At 41.2% G+C, this 21,005-nt stretch carries 16 protein-coding genes and 3 pseudogenes; 15 read left to right on the forward strand and 4 right to left on the reverse strand.

Annotation, left to right across the window (positions count from 1 at the left end; translation table 11 throughout):
• Window positions 1–197: 197 nt before the first annotated feature.
• Complete coding sequence (gene cas6 / locus RM368_RS27810) at window positions 198–1,358, reverse strand: CRISPR-associated endoribonuclease Cas6 (RefSeq protein ID WP_322697043.1); 1,161 nt, start codon at window positions 1,356–1,358, stop codon at window positions 198–200.
• A gap of 307 nt (window positions 1,359–1,665) precedes the next feature.
• Here cas6 and RM368_RS27815 point away from each other — a divergent pair, with 307 nt between their 5' ends.
• A complete protein-coding gene (locus tag RM368_RS27815) occupies window positions 1,666–2,307 on the forward strand; it encodes a Uma2 family endonuclease (RefSeq protein ID WP_322697044.1) in 642 nt (213 codons plus the stop codon).
• Between the two features lie 79 nt (window positions 2,308–2,386).
• Here the strand turns inward: RM368_RS27815 and RM368_RS27820 are convergent, their stop codons facing one another.
• Complete coding sequence (locus tag RM368_RS27820) at window positions 2,387–2,629, reverse strand: hypothetical protein (protein WP_322697045.1); 243 nt, start codon at window positions 2,627–2,629, stop codon at window positions 2,387–2,389.
• 208 nt (window positions 2,630–2,837) lie between these two features.
• On the opposite strand from RM368_RS27820, the gene RM368_RS27825 reads away from it, so the two are divergent.
• The 4 genes and pseudogenes from RM368_RS27825 (at window position 2,838) to RM368_RS27840 (ending at window position 6,301) form a co-directional block, all read left to right on the forward strand.
• Complete coding sequence (locus RM368_RS27825) at window positions 2,838–3,956, forward strand: TIGR03985 family CRISPR-associated protein (RefSeq protein ID WP_322697046.1); 1,119 nt, start codon at window positions 2,838–2,840, stop codon at window positions 3,954–3,956.
• Window positions 3,957–3,969: 13 nt separating this feature from the next.
• Window positions 3,970–4,354 (forward strand): annotated as a pseudogene (locus RM368_RS27830) (HD domain-containing protein); the annotation flags it as partial.
• Between the two features lie 388 nt (window positions 4,355–4,742).
• Window positions 4,743–5,951 (forward strand): hypothetical protein, encoded by a 1,209-nt coding sequence (locus RM368_RS27835; RefSeq protein WP_416212262.1) that lies wholly within the window; start codon window positions 4,743–4,745, stop codon window positions 5,949–5,951.
• Window positions 5,952–6,079: 128 nt separating this feature from the next.
• Window positions 6,080–6,301, forward strand: coding sequence for a hypothetical protein (locus tag RM368_RS27840; RefSeq protein ID WP_322697048.1), 222 nt, complete (start codon window positions 6,080–6,082; stop codon window positions 6,299–6,301).
• A gap of 759 nt (window positions 6,302–7,060) precedes the next feature.
• Here the strand turns inward: RM368_RS27840 and RM368_RS27845 are convergent.
• Complete coding sequence (locus RM368_RS27845; protein WP_322697049.1) at window positions 7,061–8,407, reverse strand: glutamate-cysteine ligase family protein; 1,347 nt, start codon at window positions 8,405–8,407, stop codon at window positions 7,061–7,063.
• A 307-nt stretch (window positions 8,408–8,714) separates the two neighbouring features.
• Between RM368_RS27845 and RM368_RS27850 the strand changes: the two genes are divergently transcribed.
• On the forward strand, window positions 8,715–9,440 hold the full coding sequence (locus RM368_RS27850; protein WP_322697050.1) for an alanine--tRNA ligase-related protein: 726 nt from the start codon (window positions 8,715–8,717) through the stop codon (window positions 9,438–9,440).
• A gap of 443 nt (window positions 9,441–9,883) precedes the next feature.
• Here RM368_RS27850 and RM368_RS27855 read toward each other — a convergent pair.
• A pseudogene (locus RM368_RS27855) lies at window positions 9,884–10,547 on the reverse strand (ISLre2 family transposase); the annotation flags it as partial.
• Window positions 10,548–10,715: 168 nt separating this feature from the next.
• Here RM368_RS27855 and RM368_RS27860 point away from each other — a divergent pair.
• From RM368_RS27860 to RM368_RS27900, 9 genes and pseudogenes are all read left to right on the forward strand, one after another.
• Window positions 10,716–11,591 (forward strand): annotated as a pseudogene (locus tag RM368_RS27860) (ISKra4 family transposase); the annotation flags it as partial.
• A 242-nt stretch (window positions 11,592–11,833) separates the two neighbouring features.
• Window positions 11,834–12,148, forward strand: coding sequence for a hypothetical protein (locus RM368_RS27865; RefSeq protein WP_322697051.1), 315 nt, complete (start codon window positions 11,834–11,836; stop codon window positions 12,146–12,148).
• Window positions 12,090–13,643 carry a hypothetical protein gene (locus tag RM368_RS27870; protein ID WP_322697052.1) on the forward strand — a complete coding sequence of 518 codons (1,554 nt, stop codon included), beginning with the start codon at window positions 12,090–12,092 and terminating at the stop codon, window positions 13,641–13,643. Before RM368_RS27865 ends, RM368_RS27870 begins: the two co-directional genes overlap by 59 nt.
• A gap of 67 nt (window positions 13,644–13,710) precedes the next feature.
• Window positions 13,711–14,448, forward strand: coding sequence for a DUF3598 family protein (locus RM368_RS27875; protein WP_322697053.1), 738 nt, complete (start codon window positions 13,711–13,713; stop codon window positions 14,446–14,448).
• A 32-nt stretch (window positions 14,449–14,480) separates the two neighbouring features.
• Complete coding sequence (locus tag RM368_RS27880; protein WP_322697054.1) at window positions 14,481–14,726, forward strand: hypothetical protein; 246 nt, start codon at window positions 14,481–14,483, stop codon at window positions 14,724–14,726.
• 62 nt (window positions 14,727–14,788) lie between these two features.
• Entirely contained in the window at window positions 14,789–15,763 is a 975-nt protein-coding gene (locus RM368_RS27885; protein ID WP_322697055.1) for a hypothetical protein, read from the forward strand.
• Between the two features lie 58 nt (window positions 15,764–15,821).
• Window positions 15,822–16,031, forward strand: a complete 210-nt coding sequence (locus RM368_RS27890; protein WP_322697056.1) for a hypothetical protein — start codon at window positions 15,822–15,824, stop codon at window positions 16,029–16,031.
• 227 nt (window positions 16,032–16,258) lie between these two features.
• Entirely contained in the window at window positions 16,259–19,231 is a 2,973-nt protein-coding gene (locus RM368_RS27895) for a PAS domain-containing protein (RefSeq protein WP_322697057.1), read from the forward strand.
• A 5-nt stretch (window positions 19,232–19,236) separates the two neighbouring features.
• Window positions 19,237–20,565: a response regulator gene (locus tag RM368_RS27900; protein WP_322697058.1), complete on the forward strand. Its 1,329-nt coding sequence runs from the start codon at window positions 19,237–19,239 to the stop codon at window positions 20,563–20,565.
• The last annotated feature ends 440 nt before the right edge of the window (window positions 20,566–21,005 follow it).

Here is a 21,005-nt window from a genome sequence, read left to right on the forward strand (position 1 = left end):
TCGCTTTGGTTTGACAATCATCAAGCTGATACAAACATCATACGCCGATTACTGACGAATGTCGATAGCTCCCTCATACCAATTTGCAATTCGCAATTCGCTGCTTTTCGCAATGGGCTACGTCCCGCTACGAAGCGCGCAATTAAAAAACTTAGATTCAGCAAGGCTTTGGTGAGTTTGGATCTGTTTCATTATTTTCATGAAATAGTATCATCTGTACTCTGCTTGAGAGCTTTTCGAGCTAACTTCACGTAAGTTTTGACCGTCTCAGATTTTATTTGCAAGTCTTGGGCGATCGCCTGCAACGACTCTCCATTATCCCGACGAGCCAGGATAGTCGCCCAAGTGATGGCAATCTTATCAGTGCGATCGCCGCCCTTGCGTTTGCGTTGTGCAGTAAATATTCCTGTGAGTTCTTCAATCCTTTGAGCCAACGCATCCGCGATCAACTGTTCGGCTATAGCTGACTTTTGTTGTGCTAACCAGCCAGAGCGCGTCTGTCCCAAGCCAAAAGTAGTCTTATGTCCCGTTCCGCAGTATGGTGCAAGCCTAACCAAAGCATAGAATAGCTGGGTGAATTCAGCATTTGTGAAAGCTTGTTTGCTCAAACCCAAGGAGATCGCCCCCGTAAAACCCGTGACTGACCCTTGCTTGCCACTGGCCACCTTCATCGATTCCAAACGGTGCTGGTGAATGATAACGCTTTCATCAATCCATTTGATAAAAATCTCTTGTTCTACTGGCTGCTGGGAAAAGTCATTCCAACGCCGCAGATAACTGTGGAACAAATTCTCTGGGACTGGCAGCGGGAAATGATGACCTTTGCGGTGAAAACTCGTTGGTGAAACAAAACTGAGATTTACTACAGATTGTTCGCTTGGCGATCGCAGCAATTGTGCGTAAGTAGTCGGAGGATGAGCGATGCTCACCTGGTTTATTTGTAAGGATGCTCCTCTTAAGTCGATAATCTTTGGTAAATTGGTTAACCACTGTTTGAGAAATAATGCCACTCGTTGAGATAGCGCATTGATATGCCAATGGTAGATTTGGTTATCGACTAGTTTCAGTTGCTTGCCACTAGGTAACAGTTGACCTTCTAGTGCCGAAATATTGAAGGGTTTTTCCGACTCTCCATCATGGAGATAAGCTGATAGCTGTGGGTCAACTTGCCGCACTTGGTCGAGAAACCACGCATGAAGTCCAATTGTGTACTGCGAGTAGAGAGAAGCCGTTGCCGTTGCCTCCAAATCAAACACTAAGCCCACCAATTCAGTCTCATCTGCCCATGTCCCAACTAAAGAGGTGGGCGCTGATTTGGCTTTTGGCTTGCGCTTGGGGACTGTGATTGCTCTTGGCATCGTTTGATCTAGGTCGAAGAATGTCCCATATTTTAAGCGATTTCATCCCCTTTGGGGGAAAATTAATTCCGAGCTGGTGAGGGGAGCGATCGCTATTCTCGATCGTTAAAGATGTGTGCTATGAGTGCGATCGCTTCTCGTTGAAAATTCCGTGGAGGGAAGGTAGTCAGGGTTTGGAAGTATTCATCAATCATCATTGATAGAATAAATTAAGATGAATTGTGATATGGGTCTGGTTTTGGAAATCTACTTGATTTCTCAATAATTACCGACTAGTAATGATGACTCACTGATGTTGCGAGGAATTATGCTCTTAACTGATCGTCGCGCTGACCGGGTAGTTCTCCATAATATCAGTTGGCAACAATTTGAGAATTTATTAATAGATTTAGGTGAAAGCCGAGCAGCTAAGATTGCTTATGATAATGGCACATTAGAGATTATGACACCATTACCAGAACATGAATATTACAAAGAAATAATTGGCGACATCATCAAAGATACGGCTGAAGTTTTAGAGTTAGATTACGAGTGCTACGGCTCAACTACCTGGAAGCAAGAACTAAAAAAGGCTGGGGTAGAATCTGATAATTGTTTTTATTTTCAAAATGAGGCATTAGTTAGAGGCAAGCTTAAGTTTGATTTAAATCAAGACCCACCTCCCGATTTAGCTTTAGAAATTGATGTTACCAGTAAATCATTAGATAGGTTTCCTATTTATGCACGGTTAGGTGTGCCTGAAATCTGGTGTTATGACGCTGGAGAAATCAAAATTTACCAATTGCAAGGTGACGAGTATATCCAAGCAGAAAGTAGTTTAGTGTTTCCTAACTTGAATATTCCAGAAATTCCCTCGCTAATTGAAAGATACCGTATGGCAGGAAGACGGATTTTCCGACAATCAATCAGGGAATGGGTACGGGGACAAATGAGCAAACAAGAGAAATAAGAGCATAGGCAAGAGCGATCGCTGTTTGGGTTTGATGGAAATTGAGAGGTGCGATCGCGATGTTAATCGAAATATTATTTTAAACTAAGCTACCTAAACGTTCGCGTAATTCTTTTGTTGCCTGCTCCAAGTGTTCTGATGTATAACCTGTAGTTTCCACAGAAACAGCAATATGTTTTTGTTCGCTTTCATGTAAGTGAATCCAAAATATATAACGCCCATCAGGAGTTTTCCGTGTAGCTGCTTTTACTCCATTTTTAGGAGCAGCAAAAGCATTTTTGTCAAAGCGTATATATTCAGTCCAATGAATATCTTGTAACATTTTTTCTACTTTAAATTGAATTACTGCAATGGTTAGCACGCGGTTCGCTGAAGCAAAAACTACTGCGGACGATTCGATTATGGGTTTGGCTGCGATCGCTTTACGGCGATCGTCAAGAACGTTTAGCTTTAAATAATTCGTTTACTTATGCCGAATGGCGGGACGCATTTTTTAGTCCCAGTCACCTAAAGGCGAAGAAGTTCCAAGCTTGCACGATCCTGATTGTCCTTGTGCCAAAACAACCCAGCAGTGGTTATTTAACGAACAAACAGGAATTGTTGCTCACCAATGGCAAGAATCGTTGATGGCTCACACTGGTATAACAGACTCTAGAAAAATATTAAAGCAAAGATTGTTTGGTGTAACTCGCCGTTCCCTGCAAGGTGATTTAGAAACATTAGCAAAGTTGGGTTGGCTGACATATAAGAATGAGGAATATCATCGTGTTAATGAGTTTCCGTTACGTCCAGTTACGCCTACAGATGATAATATCAACAAAATCAATAGTGATGAACTCAGCTTTTTGCATGAAGATTTAGTAACAATTGCAGCAACTCACTCTCACAAAATCAATGGTGTACAGCGTTTTTTCTTGCAATTAGATTATGTAATTCCTCATAGCACTCTCGATTTGGTTGATGATTTGCAATTTCAGTTGAGACAACTATGGGCAAAAACACTTGTACCCCCTATACAACTCACTTATGACAGTGCAAGAACATGTAATGTAGTAGCGTGTATTGTTTATCCAGTGTGCATTTATTATATACAAAGAGCAGTTTATCTCTGTGCTTACGGCGAAAGTCCAGATCGAGAAACTGAATGGTACAATTTCCGCCTTGACCGGATTCAAGACATCACATCTTTAGAATGGAATAATGTACAAATTCCTCAAGATTTAAAACAATCTTATCCAAAATTATCTTCTCTCAACCCAGATTATATTGTTCAGGAAATGTCTAACGCTTGGGGATTTGATTTCTACTTGCCATCACGACTTATGTTGCTCAGATTTGATCGTGATTATAACGACCGCTACATTCAAAACACTATTCGCCACAAGACTTTTCAATCTATTACTTACCAACAAGCACAGCGTCTAATCAATTTTCACGTTACCCAACCACAACACCAACAAGTCTTATTAAATATATTGATGAATCGTTCTCCACAAGACGCTTATTACCAAGTTTATTACCGCGATCGAGATAATGGTATTAAGATGCGTTTACGTGCATGGCAACCCAAATGTGAGGTTCTGCTGCCTTTTGATTTAAGGCAGAGTATTGCAACTGATTTAGCAGCAGCATTTCAACTTTATCACTAATACTACTCAAGCTATGAATACAGTTCAACTTACAGATAAATTTGAATCAGCATTAGTCTATGCAACTCGTCTTCATGCCAACCAAACACGCAATATTAGCGACGTTCCTTACATCGCTCACTTGCTGAGTGTGGCAGCACTTGTACTCGAAGCTGGCGGAACGGAAGAAGAAGCGATCGCCGGTCTATTATTGCACGATGCAGTCGAAGACCAAGGCGGCAAATCCACACGTGAGGAAATACGTCAGCGTTTTGGTGAGACAGTGGTTGCAATAGTTGATGGCTGTACCGAATCCGACACATTCCCTAAACCACCTTGGTCAGAACGCAAAAAAAAGGTATTTAGAGAACCTGCGTCATGCTTCACCCTCAGTCCGGCGTTTTTCAACTCTAGCAAAAAAGTGCCGCCCTCTTCACTGCTATCGCTTGCTCGATCCTCAGTTCTCTTCCCAAAGGTGCGATCGCCCTCCTGGTTCTGTGGAAAACTGAGAACGAAACGCCATCAAGTTTGTTATCGGTTTCGCTGACACCAAAAGCAAACTAAACCGTTTTATATCATTTACCGCCAAGAGAGCGATCGCTAATTTAACTGCCTCTTATACCTAAACTCCGCTTCGCTGCGTATGGGGTTTCTGACCAAAATAAATAAAAATTTCAGTAGATCGAAAACTTTTGTCAGAGAATGTTTTAAACAGTCGAAACCAGTCAAAAATCATGCCAGTCATCTGACCATAATACGAATCATGACAATATAAATGAATGTCTTTGAGGTTTCAGATAGTCTTTTATTGCTACGACTCCTGAATCTACACCTTTACTAACGATAAATACACCTATTGGCTTGCAATATAAAGTTAATCCAGGCACTATTGAGGTCAAAGGCGACGGTCAAGGGTTAAGAGTCACAGGTGAATTGATTGATACAACAAATGCACTGCCAGTGCCAGCCAATCAAACTTTAGCCTTGGTAGGTGGCGATCTTTTCTTAGAGGGAGCAACGCTAAAGACAGCAGGAGGAAGAATAGAGTTAGGCAGTGTAGGGGATAACAGTCTAGTTACTCTCACACCGATAACTAAAGGTTTTGCCTTGAGCTACGATGAAGTGCAAAACTTTGGCAATATTCAACTATCAAAACTTTCAGCCGTAGATGCTAGCGGCGCAGGTAGCGGTGACATCCAAATCCAAGGTAGGCGTGTCACCATAGCCGATGGTTCGCAGATAGAAGCAAGTACTCTGCTAGGAGAAAAAGGTGGAAATTTAGTAGTCAATGCTACTGAGTCAGTAGAACTAGTTGGCATTTCTGCTGATGGTCAGTTTCTTAGTGGGTTATCAGCATCTGCGTACCCTAACTCAACGGCAACAGGGAATGCTGGAGACTTGACGATTAATACCCAAAATTTGCTTGTGCGCGATGGGGCACAAGTAAGCACAGCCACATATGGTATGGGTAAGAGCGCTTCTTTAACTGTCAATGCTCAAGATGTACAACTGATTGGCACTACTGCGGATGGTCTGTTGCTCGTGCGGGATGGGGCATACGTCGATGCCAGCATATATGGTACAGGTAAAGGGGGTGCTTTAACTGTCAATGCTCAAGATGTACAACTGATTGGTACTTCTACTGACGGTAGCTATAGGAGTGGCTTGTTTACTCAAGCTTATTCAGGGATAACTGGAGATGCCGGAGATTTGACGATTAATACTCAACAATTACTTGTGCGCGATGGGACACAGATAGGTGCAGCCACATCGGGTGCAGGCAAAGGGGGTTCTTCAACTCTCAATGCTAAAAATGTGCAATTAATTGGTACTACTGCTGACAGTCGCTTTCCCAGTGGCTTCTTTACCACTGCTTACATAGGGGCAACTGGGGATGCAGGAAACTTGACGATTAATACCCAACAATTGCTTGTACGCGATGGGGCAAAAATAAGCGCAGGAACACAGAGTGCAGGTAAAGGCGGTTCTTTAACTCTCAATGCGCCTCACAATTAATTAACCAAAACTTCTGTGCCAAAAGAGGTAATAGTAGCTTCACGCTCGTTGGACGTGGTGGTTTACCTCCTTCCCCCAACACTGTACTTAACAATAATACAGTTTGGGAAGATTGGCGAGTCACTGCTGTGCCAACACAAACAGGAGAGTACAGCAGTAAAAGAGATATTGAGAAAAGTTCAGCACTCAGTACACAGATTGTAGAAGCTCAGGGGTGGGTAGTGAATGCTAAAGGTGAAGTGATACTGACAGCTGCTGCACCGACCCCAACACCCCACAGCTTGAGGAATTTACTTTCGGGGGCGACAAGCGAGCTAAAGTGCTTGGTGTATAAGCAGCATAGTCCTTAGACCTCGCTGATAATATGCCTGCTTATTGCGAATGAAACCGATCAGTTCCTCGACCCATCCTTGACACCCTTGCAAAGCTTCTATCCAATTTTGACCATCTTGAATAATCCTGTCTCTTGCTTTTCTTGGAATAATTTATTCTTTGGAAGTCCCTTGAACACTTAATGCATACTGCCATGAAGGGATCGTATCTATGTAATGTTCAAATCCTAAAATTTTTGGGAATACTAAGTTTACGTTTTTACAAGACATAAATAGATACTTTACAACCCTGGATAAATTGCAATCTCGATAGAGTTGGCATTTATCCAGGATTTTTTATCAACAAAGGCAGAGGGAGGAGGCTCAGTTGGCTTTTATGGAATTCTGATTCCAGCACTGAAGCCCGTGACTTGAAGGGCAAACGCATCTAAAGTACTCTCGATCGCGACCAAGATTAAGACCCAACGAAAAATTAGTATTTCTGGCTTGATATCATGTCCGCTTAATTAGTTATAATTCCCACATCTGTACAAAAACCAGGAAACCCTCTTTCTCCCTGCCCCCAACAAGAACTGCCCCCCTGCCGTCTTAATGATAAGTCTTTAACCGCGGACACGATATGATTTATTTTCCAAGGCTCAAAGCGATGTCTACGACGGGCTACGCTTACGCTAAAATATTTAGCAATAAGTAGGGATTAATAAGATGAATTTTGGAGTCTATTGACAATAGACTAATCTTATTGACATGATACGCCCGCGCTGCTGTAAGATTCGATTAATGCTGCTGTAGCAACAATCCTTCATCAGTATCGAAAGCTGCGAGGGGATTTTCTATATCTATCGATGAAACCTGTGCTTCTAGCTTGTCACAACTTGAGCGCACTAAACGCAAACCGGCATCTAATGAAAGTTGAGTAGTTGTTGGGGTAAACTCTTGCAAGATGCTGGCTTCTATCGTCTGATACCGATCGAGGTTTCTGCTGAGTTTAGCCAGAAAATTTGCTCCTTCGCCATCAACAGCGCTGGCAAACTGCAAAATGGAATCGACATAAGCTCTAACTTTGGGGTTTTTAATTCCTTCTGTAGCTGAGGCTAAGAGCAATTCCCCATTAAGATATTCAAAATCTGGTACATACAAGCGATCGCCAACTAGTTCAAATATCTGCATTCCTTTAGATGGTCTTACTGTTAAGTTTTCATGCCTGACTCGATCGGCCAATTTTTCCAGCAATATAATTATAAGTAAAATTACAGAGGGGAAATTGCTATCTATACATCGTATTTCTACTGTGCCGAGTTTGTTGAGTCGAACTGGATTCCAAGCTGACTTGAGTAAGCTAACTCCCGATTCTTTGAACAGGTTCGGTTGAATTTCGGCTTTTTCCATCGCTTGCAGCCAAGCATAATAACGAGCGAACTGCTGCTCAACTAAACCCTCAACACTTTCGGCATAAGGCATGAGTCCACCGACAGGTTGTAAATTAGTATAAACTCCCTCCCAACCAAAGATTTCGCTACCTCGATAACGAATTGTATGTGCGGCTAATCCTAACGCCTGTCCTTCATAAAAGGGACACGCCCGCGTTAGAGAAATAAGTAGCGAGTCGCAAGCTGTAGCTAAATTATAGATATTTAATAGTTCTTCTCGCTCAATTGATGTCGAGTTGTAAGATACTGCAACACGAGGGTCAATGACCCCAGGCGAGACTTCCAAATGCAGGTGTGTACCTGTACATTTTCCGGCGTGCAAAAATTTTGAAATGCCGACAGTCTGCGCTTGGATATGGTAATTAGGGCGATCTCGCATAACTGGCATAGTAGGCAAAGGATAGCTAGACAGAGGGTAAAGGCGTAAACCCATCTGTTGCGCTACAGAGATCGCCAATTTGAGATTTTTTAGATAAACTCTAGCCAGTTCCTTGGCAGTGTCAGCAGGAGGTGTGTTAATTTCTACCATGCTTTTAACGAACTCTGCCACAAAGTAATTTGGGTTTAAACCTTGTGCTTGAGCAATGAATTGACAACTCTTTAAAAACTCATCGGCGCGATCGCTCAAGCTACCAGCTTCGTCTACCAGAAAAAATTCTTGCTCCAGACCGATACGACGCTTGACTATCGCCATCTAGACCTCCACAAGGGTAATCTCGCCACAGCCTTAATATATGTAGCTTAAAGGATAAAGTTACCCGAAGACAAAACCTATTGGAGTCAATTGACTTGGAAAATCGTAGTATCAGATTGTTAGGGATTTTGCTGTCTAACCTGGATAATGTGAAATAAACCCAACTTTCTCACACCATCCACTCAGCCCACTGGGGCGCATCTGTCACCAATTGAGCAATACTTGTCCGGGCTAACCTCATCAAACTCCAGTCTTCAAGATGGATGAGGTTTATAATCGGGATCAAAGTTAAGTTGAAAGATTTTCTATGTCCACAGTACTTGCTTATCTTGAAGATACCTATAAATTTACTGATAAGGCTCAGGTTGAGTATGTTGCCAGTGATGAGCGGGGTTATTATTGTGTACTTAGTAACACTATTTTTTATCCTCAGGGTGGTGGTCAGCCCTCAGATACAGGCACTATTGAAGCAAAAGGAGTTCAGCTTACTATCACTTTCGTAAGCTTTGTAGATGAAGAAGTTCGTCATTATGGAGATTTTTCATCTATATCTTTAGAAAAAGGTGAAGAGGTAACTTTATATGTTGATGAAACCCGTCGTATGCAAAATGCTAAAGCTCATACGGCTGGACATCTCATGTACACAATAGTCGAATCCCTTGATAAAAATCTCATCGCAGTCAAAGGATATCATTTTCCAGATGGTTCCTATGTAGAGTTTCAAGGAAGCCCTTCGTTTGAAAATAATGAAAAATTTATTGCTGAAGTTAATATAAAAATTAGTGAAGCTTTAGATGAAGCTAGCAATGTAGAAGCTTCACTGATTACATCAGAAGAATTGGCAGTGCGTTGGTCTAATATACCCAATAACCTAGCTCCAGGAAAACCTTTGAGAGTAGTGACAATTGCCAATCTTCATCCAACTCCATGTGGTGGAACTCATTTAAAATCACTTAATGAACTAAAAAGTGTAGTAGTTACTAAAGCAAAACGTCAAAAAGGAAATCTAAAAATTAGTTATAAATTCGAGTAAATTTATGCTTTTTTAATCTGATAGTTACCCTCAAACAAAAAATGCTGATATTTATGCAGAGCGGCTTTCAAAATTTTTTTCCGCTTTACTAAGTATAAATTGCTAAAGGTCTGGCGAAGCTTTATTTGAGGCGTCGATCGTCATTAATATCATGTCCGCTTAAAAACTTATCATTAAGACCGCTCCAGGGGCACAGGAGAGGGGTTTTTAGGCTTTCTGCATAGAGAAAGGGAATCGGGAGCAACGCGATTTTGTGAGGTTGGGTGAAAAAGGTGCGATCGCTAAAACTTACATTTGTGTATGAGGTAATTTTATTGCAATCAGAATACGTAATTGCACGAAAAACTATCTTGATGAGATATCTCAAAAAGATTGCTAGCAAGTCATTTGACGATTATTTATAAAAATATCTGCAATCAGTCTTTCATACTTAGTATGAATAACCAATTATTCCGCTCCTTATCATCACTAAACGCTACATCAGTAAATTTCTGTAGTCGCTCGGTAACATGGTAAAAATCAAATAATTGATAAGTCGCATCGGGAGATTTCAATTTCTTTAAAAGAGGGGGAATATGCTTCCAAATCCATTCAGCACCGTCAGCAATTAATAAAACTTGTTTTGCTTGACTAATTCCCAAACTAATCAGATATATTTCTAAAATTGGTAAAAAGCCTTTATAGTCTTCATAAGTTTCCTAACCATTTTAACAAGGGACAGAATCCAACATTAGTAGATTTATTCTTCGCTTTTTTTTATCTTTTTTTAACAACGTATAGTAATTTAAGATTTACTACAACATTACCTACTGTTAATATTTCCCTCTTCGTATAACCGTGTCTTTGCGTGTCGGTATGCCACCATCCTTTGGTTTGATTAATTGCTGTTTGATGAGCCGACTCTGATTGAGAAAGCTTATGCAATAATATGGCGATACATTGACCCGCTAAAACTAACGCAGCCTGTCTAATTGTTTATTCTCTCTCTTTAACTATTCTTCCAGACCATTCCTCGATATTTTTCAACTCTAAAAGTTTCGTCACATCCTCTTGAAAATCTGATAATGAATCGGCAAAATTTAGATTTGTATATATGTTTTTCTTCATAAAAGTAGGTACTTCCTATTTCAAAACTATTCTTGAAAGGAAATTTTACCTTTTTTATAGTCGCAACAATGTACAGAAACCTCGTTTTTAGAACAGGTTGTGTCTTCTAACGAATATTACTTGGGTTATTGTATTAAATATTTATCGTAGACGTAAGAGTTTATTAGCGAAAGTTGTGTAGGGAAGTTGCCGATCGCGGAAAAGCAAGCGCAAAAATTGGGACTGGAGCCAAGAAGTCACCTGGGTCCAGTATTAGAGAAATGTAGCTTCAGATTATGTGCCAATGAGTCCTACCAAAATGCCGAATTGGAACTAGAAGCATTAACGGGAGTGAAAGTCGGACATAGCACACTACACCGACTGGTGAGCAGACAGGATCTGCCACAACCATCGGCATTGCAAGCGGTTTCTGAAGTGAGTTTGGACGGGGGTAAGGTGCGGTTGCGAACACCAAAAGGACAAAAATGTGAGTGGCGCGATTATAAAGCGGTACGCTTAGGCAAAATTTATTATGGCACTTTTTTTCATGATCCCCAATCCCTTTTGGATTGGGTTAACTCACAAAGGCTAGTCACCCCATTAGTATGCTTGGGGGATGGACATGATGGTGTTTGGAAATTATTTACTGAAATTGGCAGTTCCTCAACGCGACTAGAGATCCTCGATTGGTATCATTTGCGCGAAAACCTTTATAAAGTTGGTGGTTCTCTCAAGCGACTAAAGCTTGCAGAAAACTTGCTCTGGATTGGTGAGGTAGATGCAACGATGCCTGCGGCGGGCTACGCCTACGCTTTGTTTGTTGATTTAGCGAAAAAACAAGCAAAGAATTTTTGTGCATATTTGAACAAGCATCGAAGTCGGATTATCAATTACAGTTACTATCAGGCGGAACAGATTTGCTCTATTGGTTCTGGATCTGTGGAGTCTGCTATTAAACAAATCGGTCTGAGGTTGAAACTTTCTGGTGCTCAGTGGAATTCTGCCAATGTGCCGTCCATACTACAACTTCGCTGTGCCTACCTCAATGGTCAACTTGCTATCTAATGTTTTTGCAAAAATGGGATGCTCCCGGTTTTGTCTTTGATGTCGTAGTTCATTGGGATTTCTCTTTCTAGTTTTCCATAATCTGAAAAACCTTGGACAATCGCTCTCAGTTAGGGCAAAGAAATTTAGCTGCTCTCTTGAAGAAATACTGCGGCTTCCACCGCTCCTTCTAGCATGGTATCATCATCCATCATCCGAATCTAGCAACACCGATTTTTTAGCCGTCTTGGAAGTTTGTGCTTTTGGACACCTCTTTTATATCTCTGCACAACGAGGATTTGGGGAATTGGTCTAAATTGGGCGTGCTGAGTATTCTGTGCCTTTTGCAGCAGGAGTTCTATCGTGCGCGGTTGGTTCCGTTGTTGGCAAATGCAGCGATGTCTAGCGACAAGCCGTTTCACGTCTACGCTAATCAAACACCAGAGCTTGTAAAACAGGGAAATTCAGTTACGTTGTTGGTTGAAAATTCAGTTTCGGGTGGAGAGGTCAAAGCAAATCATGAAGGTACTTGTCCGTCATTACATTCTCAAACTATGCCTTCTGGCAACAATTATTAATAGTCTAGCTGCCAATGTTGTTGCTGCTGAAGTACAAACTTTTGGCCAAGCTGGTAGAAATGGTGTAGATGGTCGGTCTGGACGAGATGGGAACTCTGCATCAAAGCAAATAATTCGCGCTAGCGAACAACTACAACCGATTGACCTCTCAGGTACAGATGGCGAAGCAGGAGAATCTGCTACCTCTGGTGAACAAGCTTCTGGATGCCAACAGCCGCAGGATGTAACAGTGAATGTATGCGGTGCTAAAGGTGGCAATGGCGGTAATGGTGGTAATGGCGGTCATGGTGGTGGTGGCGGTAATGCTACTGTTTACTTTGAGTCATTATCTCAACTCAAGAATGTGGTGTTACGTAATCGAGGCGGGAGGGCAGGTGTTGGAGGAAAGGGGGGACAAGCAGGTAGTGGATGTAACTGTACTCAACCGCGCTGGAGTGTAAACTATTGCACTTGGGCATTGATGGTGCAACAAATCAATGTAGCTAATGCCCAGTGGAAAGAAATTAAAAGAGAATTATTTCGCTGTACGGGTGATGCGTTCTATGACGAACAACAAAATCGACCCCAGCAGCTTCTAAATTTAGATCCAAACTACCGTTATGGCTGGAAATATATTGGTCTATCACAGCAGAGAGATTTTACTTGTGAGAATGGCCTTATTGGTCAACCGGGACGCAACGGTAGAGATGGGAAACCTGGTAGTTACGGTCAAGTATTGTTAGTCAAGGGTACAGAAATTCCTCAAGAACAAATTAGTTATGGCAATCGCGTTAGCCTGTTAGTCGATCGAAGCATTAGGCTGATCAAGAAAAATTTGTCGAAAAAAACGGGACTACGGAGTTTACTTGGTATTGGTTCGGATGTCCGAGATAGTTATCGTTTATTAGAAACCGTCCAAGGTTCTTTTAAAGTGTCTTGGCAAACTGTTAAACCCCCACAGGATTTAGGAGATCCTCTGCTAAAAGCTGAAATTACTGAATCGGGGAAATTACAATTTTATATTCCAGGCACATTGGATTATATTCTCAATAATTCGCCAAACCAAACCGAAATTGCGATTACTGGAGGTATTCACCCTAAACGTTTAGGACGTTTTAAATTTAAAGGATTTGATCGCTTCCCCGATTCCCGCAATTTTACTCTTTTAGATGAAGGTAAGCTTCTGGGCGAGTTAAAAACGGTTAAATTGACAATTATTTTGTTCCAGAACAACTCCAAAGTCAGCGAGATGTCTTACCCACTTGTTCCACATCGACCCTATCCTCACTGGGCCGATGCTTACCAGATCAATGTGGGCGATCGCTTTGATTCTTGGCTTCAACCAGGGCAACCTGTTAAGTATGAAATTCGCATTGAACAAACTACCCGTTCTGGAGTCACCTATACATCTGGAATGAAAATTGGTTTCGTTGTAGATAAAGTTACTCATTCTCCCGATATTCAATACTACTCAGGAACGACACTAACAAATCTCTTAAGGCTTATAAATAAGTAGGCAGTAAAAGTTTCAGAATTCAGTATTTTAACAAAGAGATTTTAAATATACTTTGGACACTAATATTATGGATGCAAAAGAACGAAATTGGAATTATTGTACTAACCATTTGTTCAATTGGCATGGAATTTGGACGCGATATACGCCAGTTGGTGATGTCAAAGAATCATTTCAAAGTCTGAGAAGTTTTAAAAGCAATCTAGAAAAGACTAAAATTGTCCATACCAATACTTATGTTTATGCAAATGGCGAAAACAAGCAAGAGAGTTGGGAATTGAATTTTCTATCAAATAGCTTAGATAATGGACTTTTTCACCCATCACGCGAGACAATGCGAGGATATTTCTTTGCTTCGGGTCATGCTACTTGGGCAACAGTGAAGTTAAAACCCAACTCGTCTTTTGGGATAGAATTATTCTTTCGACATGAAGATTTACGACATAGTGTAGGTATTGTTTATGACGAGAACGGAAATTTATTTCATATAGCAAATATTCGTGAAGATTGTAATGGATTTCCTAGTAAATATTGGTCAGACGAATTAAATCAATTACCAGAACGAGATTTTAATGGTGATTGGCAAGGGATATCTATGACTATTACTCCCAATCTGAAGATTTCCGAACCAATAATTACTCAATTTAATTGGCATACTGAAGGGCATAAATATTACTATCTACCTGATGGTGTTTCTGTCAATTGTCCTAATTCAATTAGTATAGGCACTCCCTTTTCTTTAATCGCCAATTGGTTGATTAATCCTTACAAAATGCATCAGCTAATTGCTAATTATAGGGATGTTTGATTCGCTGACGCTAGAAGCATTTCTGATACCCAATGTTTAAGAGGTTCTTTGAGGTGGAGCGGGTAATTTCCTCAAATTTCCCTTCCATCTGCAAGGTAACTTTTTCGCCTACTGGTTTTGGTTTAGCCATACAGATCATCCAATGTCTAGCGATCGCACTTGAAGATAACCCTTCCCTCAGTGAATCAGATGAGAGCAGCAGCCAACAAGGTTGCCCAAAAAGTCTGCTGATTGTCTTGATTGTGAGCAACCACCTTTTGGGAAAGGAACACTGGTAAGATTTCGTGCGCTTTTAATGTCAAAGTCGTTTGACCGAAGGTTAATTGAAAAAACGATTTGTATGGCACAAAAACAAGGAAATTATAACTCACGTTCCTTAAAAGTGGCGCTAGATTCAAGTCCACTATGGGGAGCAGCAAGAGTTGAAGATACGTACAATTTGTTGGGTCACGCACTACGAAAAGCATTGGAAGTAATAGCCCAAAACTATCAACAAGACTTAGCAACTGTGGCTGCAAGTGCAGGAGCAGAAATCGTCACAGGAACCAGCCTGAAAGCCGCTTTGGATTTAGATTGGGATGACCCAGAATCTCGCAATCTCGCCCTATCTACAATATTGCAAGCATTGAACTGTGTTGAGTCGTGGGTAGAGCAAAAAACTGATTTGGACTTGAGAACAACTCTTCAGGTAAACAAGAGTCTTAAAGATGCAAGACAAATTGAAGCACAAGATGTGGAGGAGGCATCGGATGGTTCCCCAAAGCTCCGTAAAGCAGTTGCTAAGGATAGACGTATTTCAATTGAAGATGAGGATATGCGTCATGGTCGTAAAAGCCGTAGCCAAAAAATTGATGGCTACAAACGTCATGTTCTCAAAGACTTAGAATTACAAATGATCAGGGCTGTTGGTATCACCAAGGCAAACGCACCAGAAGCATCTGTAACTATAGATATTGAGTCGGATTTAAATGCCCAGCAAATAACTCTTGAAAACATCGAAGAGTTGCAAATCGACCGAGCATATTTGGTTAGCCATTGGGTGAAAGAGCGCATCCCAAATATGACTATTATTTGTAAGGCATGGAGGTTCAGTTGTACAGTGGCAATGTGGGATGGAGAATACGCCGTAAGAATCGACCATCTGAAGCCCCTCAATTACTTGGAGCCAGAATGTCAGCAGATGCAGGTAATTTGCGATCGCATCAGTAGATTACGGGACAGTGGCAAGTTAGAGCTGATTCGTAAAGAAAATCTTAAGGGTACTCAACTCATTACTAGGTCTGAATTTCAGCGAATAAATGCTGTATTGATTTAAATTACTGAAACCCTTATTAGACAAGTACTTTACTTGAGTTTACAAATTAGCTCTAATTGTGCAGCTATCTACTTTGTTTCTAACAGTAAGTGTCAAATTTGGCGTCACCGTGCCAAAACAGTCTGTTGGGTTGCCAACGATAAGAGAACTTGAAATTTTACACGATCGTGTTTTGTCTAAACTGAAATTGGGTAAGCAAGCATCCGGGTATAAAACGGCTCACAAGGTTCTCAATCGTTTCATTGCTGAACTAATCGGTTTAGTTTAGTAGTTTTGGGAATTCGCCAACGGTATCTGTATCCCATTATTAATAAATTTTATAAGTAAATAACAAAATATGTAGCTTTATTGAATTGCCATAACAAAGCAATCTCAACTTAGTTTTTTGTTAGTTTTCAGAATTTCTAGGGAACTCTGAATCTCAAGTAGATTTGCCAACGACTCAACAGCAGATTCCCCTCTGACAACTTTCAGGAGAACAAGTAATCAAAAAGCATGAGCTACATACCAGAGCAAAGCAACCCTCAGGATATTCAATTCCAAGAGATCGGAGTGAAAATTGATGTAAATTCCCATCCACCAGAAATAGCTCTGCATCACTCGATTGAATATGCTCCTATGGGAATAGCCATATTTGATCGAGATATGCGGTATCTTGCTGTGAGTCGCAAATGGCTGGAAGACTATAACCTGACTAAAAACATTATTGGACGCTCTCATTACGAGGTTTTTCCTGATATTCCCCCAGAATGGAAGCAAATTCACCAACAGTGTTTAGCAGGAGCGATCGCTCAACGCGATGAAGACTCTTATCCACGAGCCGATGGCTCTGTAGAATGGGTAAGTTGGTCACTTCGCCCTTGGCATCTGGCAAGCGGTGAAATTGGTGGCATTATGATGTTTACTCAAAACATTACTCAGCGCAAACAAGCAGAAATCTTACTTCAACAAAATGAAGAACGCTATCGGTGTGCGATCGCCGCCACTTCTCAAATAGTTTGGATAGTTCCGGCTGATGGTCTTGTTAGCTGCGATATTCCTACTTGGAGGGAATTTACTGGACAAACCTTGGAGGAGCTTTTGGGTTGGGGATGGTTCGAGGCAATTCATCCAGACGATCGCTCATTAACTGCCCAAGCGTGGGAAACGGCAGTGAAAAATGGCACTCAATATCAAATGGAATGCCGCCTGCGTCGACATGATGAGGAGTATCGTTATATGCTGGCGCGGGGTGTCCCGGTTTTGAACCCAGATGGTAGTATCCGTGAGTGGGTAGGAACTCATACAGATATTCATGATCGCAAACAGACTGAAACTGCTTTACGCAAAAGCAACATACTACTACGCTCAATTTTAGAAAGTACACCAGATTTTATCGTTGTTAAAGATTTTCAAGGTCGTCATGTTGCCCTGAACTCTAATTTGGCCAATTTCATGGGCAAACCAATTGAGGAGATTATCGGCAAAGACGATACTGAAGTGTTGTCAATGGATGCTGCCTTGGCAATCATGGATAAAGACCGCCAGGTGATGCTAACAGGCAAGTCCGAGACTTATGAAGAAGATGTTTCCAATGGTACTGTCAGTGGCACATTTCTCACCACAAAAGCACCTTGGCGCGACACTCACGGCAATATTCTCGGCATCATCGCCACAACACGTAATATTAGCGATCGCAAAAAAGCCGAAGAAGACTTGCGCCAAAGCAATATGCTGCTACGCTCAATTTTAGAAAGTACGCCAGACTTTGTTGTGGTGAAAGATTATGAGGGAATTTATTTTACCCTCAACTCTAGTTCTGCAACTTTTCTGGGTAAAACTGTTGAAGAAGTTATCGGCAGAGACGATACGGCAGTTTTTCCACCTGAAGTTGCGTGTGAAATCATAGCAAAAGACCGCCAGATTATCGAAACAGGTATTGGTGCAACTTACGAGGAAGAACTCTCTAATGGGAAAAGTCGAGGAACTTATTTAACGTCCAAGGCTCCTTGGCGCGATGCTCATGGCAAAATACTCGGTATTATTGCAATCACGCGCAATATTAGCGATCGCAAACAAGCAGAAATCGCTCTCTCTAAAGCCAAAGAAGTCGCAGAAACCGCCAGTCATGCCAAAAGCGAATTTCTCGCTAACATGAGCCACGAGTTACGCACACCGCTGAATGGTATCCTCGGCTATGCCCAAATTTTGCAACGTTCTAAAAATCTCCATGAAGACGAGCGATCGCGTATTGATGTCATTTATCAATGCGGTTCTCATTTGCTCACCTTAATTAACGACATCCTCGATTTGTCGAAAATCGAAGCCCAAAAAGTGGAACTGATGACCAGCGATTTCCACTTTCCCGCCTTCCTCCAAGGCGTAGCGGAGATGTGTCGCATTCGAGCGGAACTTAAAGGTATTCCATTCCGTTATCAATTGGCTTCCGAATTACCCGTTGGTATCCGTGCTGATGAAAAACGGCTGCGACAAGTTTTAATTAACCTCCTCAGTAATGCCATTAAATTTACCGACGCAGGTCAAGTTACCTTTACCATTAGCTATGCCTCAGAAGGCAAAATCCGCTTTGAAGTCCGCGACAGTGGAATTGGTATCGCTCAAGACAAACTCCAAACCATTTTTCAACCCTTTGAGCAAGCAGGTGATAGACGAAGACAAACTGAAGGTACAGGATTAGGATTGGCCATTAGCCAAAGAATTGTGGAATTAATGGACAGCACCATTCAAGTTCAAAGTGAGAGCGGTGTAGGCAGTATTTTCTGGTTTGATGTCAACCTGCCAGAAGCTCAAGAATGGGTAAAAACCTCTCAAGCTGACGACTATGGGCAAATTATCGGTATCAAAGACCGTAAACCCAAGATTCTGGTTGCTGATGATAAATGGGAAAACCGCTCAGTCATTAACAACTTGCTCACTCCCATCGGCTTTGAAGTTGCCGAAGCTAATGATGGGGAAGAGGGTTGGCAAAAGATTTTAGAATTTCAACCAGATCTCGTGCTTACTGACTTGCTAATGCCAGAACTCGATGGTTTTGAGTTAATTGGGCGCATTCGCCAATCAGAAGCTTTTAAAAACATCATCATTATTGTTTCTTCAGCCAGCGTGTTTGAAAGCGATCAACATCGCAGCATCGAAGCAGGCGGTAATGATTTTCTGCCTAAACCCGTACAGGCAATCGTGCTATTTCAAAAATTGCGACAGCATCTCAATTTAGAATGGCTCTATGAAGAGCAGACAACTGAGAATCAGACAGCTAAAGATCATCCTGAACTAGTCTTACCACCTCCAGCAGAATTAGAAATTTTGTATGAGTTAGTGATGAAAGGCCATTTTAGGGGAATCATAAAACAAGCAGCATTAATCTCACAAATAGATCAAAAATATACTCCCTTTGCCAAACAGCTGCATCAACTGGCAAAAGGTTTTCAAGACCAAGAAATTTTGGCATTAATTTACCCTCACATTTAAGCGTTATGATCCTTACAATTGAACAAACTACGACAGTTCTAATTGTTGATGATAATCCTGCTAATCTAAGTGTCTTGTCTGATACCTTGGATCAAGCAGGTCTTGAAGTGTGGGTAGCGAAATCAGGAAAAGTCGCACTAGAGCGGGTTAAATATGCTCTACCCAACTTAATATTGTTAGATATCATGATGCCAAAAATAGATGGATTTGAAACTTGTCGTCTATTAAAGGCAGATCCAAAAACTCAAGATATTCCCGTTATCTTTATGACGGCACTATCAGATACCAGCAATAAAATCGAAGGTTTCCAAGTTGGTGCTGTAGACTATATCACTAAACCTTTCCAACAAGAAGAAGTTTTATCACGGGTAAAATTGCACTTAAAACTTTATGATTTAGCCACCAAATTAGAGCATAAAAATGTACTATTAGAGCAAAAAATTACAGAAGTTAGCCAAGCTTATGAGTACCTTAAAAAAATACAAATTCAGCTAATTCAAAGTGAAAAACTGTCCAGCTTAGGACAGATGGTAGCTGGCATTGCCCATGAGGTTAATAACCCTGTAAATTTCATTTATGGCAATCTCGTTCATGCCAATGAATATACTCAAGAAGTACTACATCTTCTGCATTTGTATCAAGAAGAATATCCTAATCCTACACCTCGCATTCAAGCAGAATTAGAGGTAACAAACCTAGAATTTCTTGAGAGTGATTTATTAAAATTGCTCAATTCGATGAATTTTGGCGCACGCAGAATTCGTGAAATTGTCAAATCCATGCGGGTTTTCTCGCGTACAGACGATGCTAGCCGAACGGAGACTGATATTCATGAATGCCTGGATGGCACGCTCACAATTTTAAATTATCGTCTTAAACCAAAACCAGAGCATCCCGAAATCGAAATAGTAAAAAATTATGGTTTGTTACCACCAGTGGAATGCTATGCCGGACAAATAAACCAAGTTTTTATGAATATTCTATCTAATGCTATTGATGCCTTAGATGATTACAATCAACAGCGTTCCTTTGAGGAAATTAAACAACAACCAAGCCGAATTGAAATTTGTACAAACATGATTGGAGATGACTGGGTTGCCATTCACATTGCTGATAACGGCCCAGGAATTTGTCAAGAAGTACAAGCAAAGTTGTTTGAACCTTTCTTTACAACTAAACCTGCGGGTAAAGGAACCGGATTAGGCTTATCTATCAGCCACCAAATTGTTGTAGAAAAGCATGGCGGTAATATCAACTGCCAATCTACCCCAGGAAACGGGACAGCATTCATTGTTAAAATTCCCATCCAGCAACGAGTGTCTCAAGTTGCCTAAGTAACTACCACTTTTTCATCACTCTAGCCAGATAAAAATAATTGTGTCTCCAATTTATCCAGAGTTGAATGTTATGTAAGGCATCACCGTGCCAAAACGGGAAAATTGTACGCTAAGGCTGAAATCCTTGCTATGACTGTGTTTAATGAATGAGAGCGCTAAAATGCGTGCGTAACACACAATACGCAAGTACAAAGTATGAGTAATCGTTTTCAAAAGCCATGCTCTGACCGTATAGATTCTGGTAATGCTGGCAGAACTCTTAGAGACACTAATTCCACTCCACAGCAAAAATCTAAGGCTGGGTTTCTTTTAAACCAATGTAAACAATGTGGGGGGTGTAAAAAATTTTAGAGCAAGTGTCAACCTCTATTTATCACTCTTGACTAGGGCGTGTCATCAATTGAGCCAAATGACAGAAGCAGCCAGATAAATTGCAC

This window comes from Nostoc sp. DedSLP03 (assembly GCF_034530815.1).
In the GTDB taxonomy this organism is placed as follows: domain Bacteria; phylum Cyanobacteriota; class Cyanobacteriia; order Cyanobacteriales; family Nostocaceae; genus Nostoc.

Coding starts and splice junctions, on each gene's coding strand:
- cas6 (WP_322697043.1), bottom strand. CDS start 1,358: ATGCCAAGAGCAATCACAGTCCCCAAGCGCAAGCCAAAAGCCAAATCA.
- RM368_RS27815 (WP_322697044.1), top strand. CDS start 1,666: ATGCTCTTAACTGATCGTCGCGCTGACCGGGTAGTTCTCCATAATATC.
- RM368_RS27820 (WP_322697045.1), bottom strand. CDS start 2,629: ATGTTACAAGATATTCATTGGACTGAATATATACGCTTTGACAAAAAT.
- RM368_RS27845 (WP_322697049.1), bottom strand. CDS start 8,407: ATGGCGATAGTCAAGCGTCGTATCGGTCTGGAGCAAGAATTTTTTCTG.
- RM368_RS27850 (WP_322697050.1), top strand. CDS start 8,715: ATGTCCACAGTACTTGCTTATCTTGAAGATACCTATAAATTTACTGAT.
- RM368_RS27870 (WP_322697052.1), top strand. CDS start 12,090: ATGAAGGTACTTGTCCGTCATTACATTCTCAAACTATGCCTTCTGGCA.
- RM368_RS27875 (WP_322697053.1), top strand. CDS start 13,711: ATGGATGCAAAAGAACGAAATTGGAATTATTGTACTAACCATTTGTTC.
- RM368_RS27880 (WP_322697054.1), top strand. CDS start 14,481: ATGTTTAAGAGGTTCTTTGAGGTGGAGCGGGTAATTTCCTCAAATTTC.
- RM368_RS27885 (WP_322697055.1), top strand. CDS start 14,789: ATGGCACAAAAACAAGGAAATTATAACTCACGTTCCTTAAAAGTGGCG.
- RM368_RS27895 (WP_322697057.1), top strand. CDS start 16,259: ATGAGCTACATACCAGAGCAAAGCAACCCTCAGGATATTCAATTCCAA.
- RM368_RS27900 (WP_322697058.1), top strand. CDS start 19,237: ATGATCCTTACAATTGAACAAACTACGACAGTTCTAATTGTTGATGAT.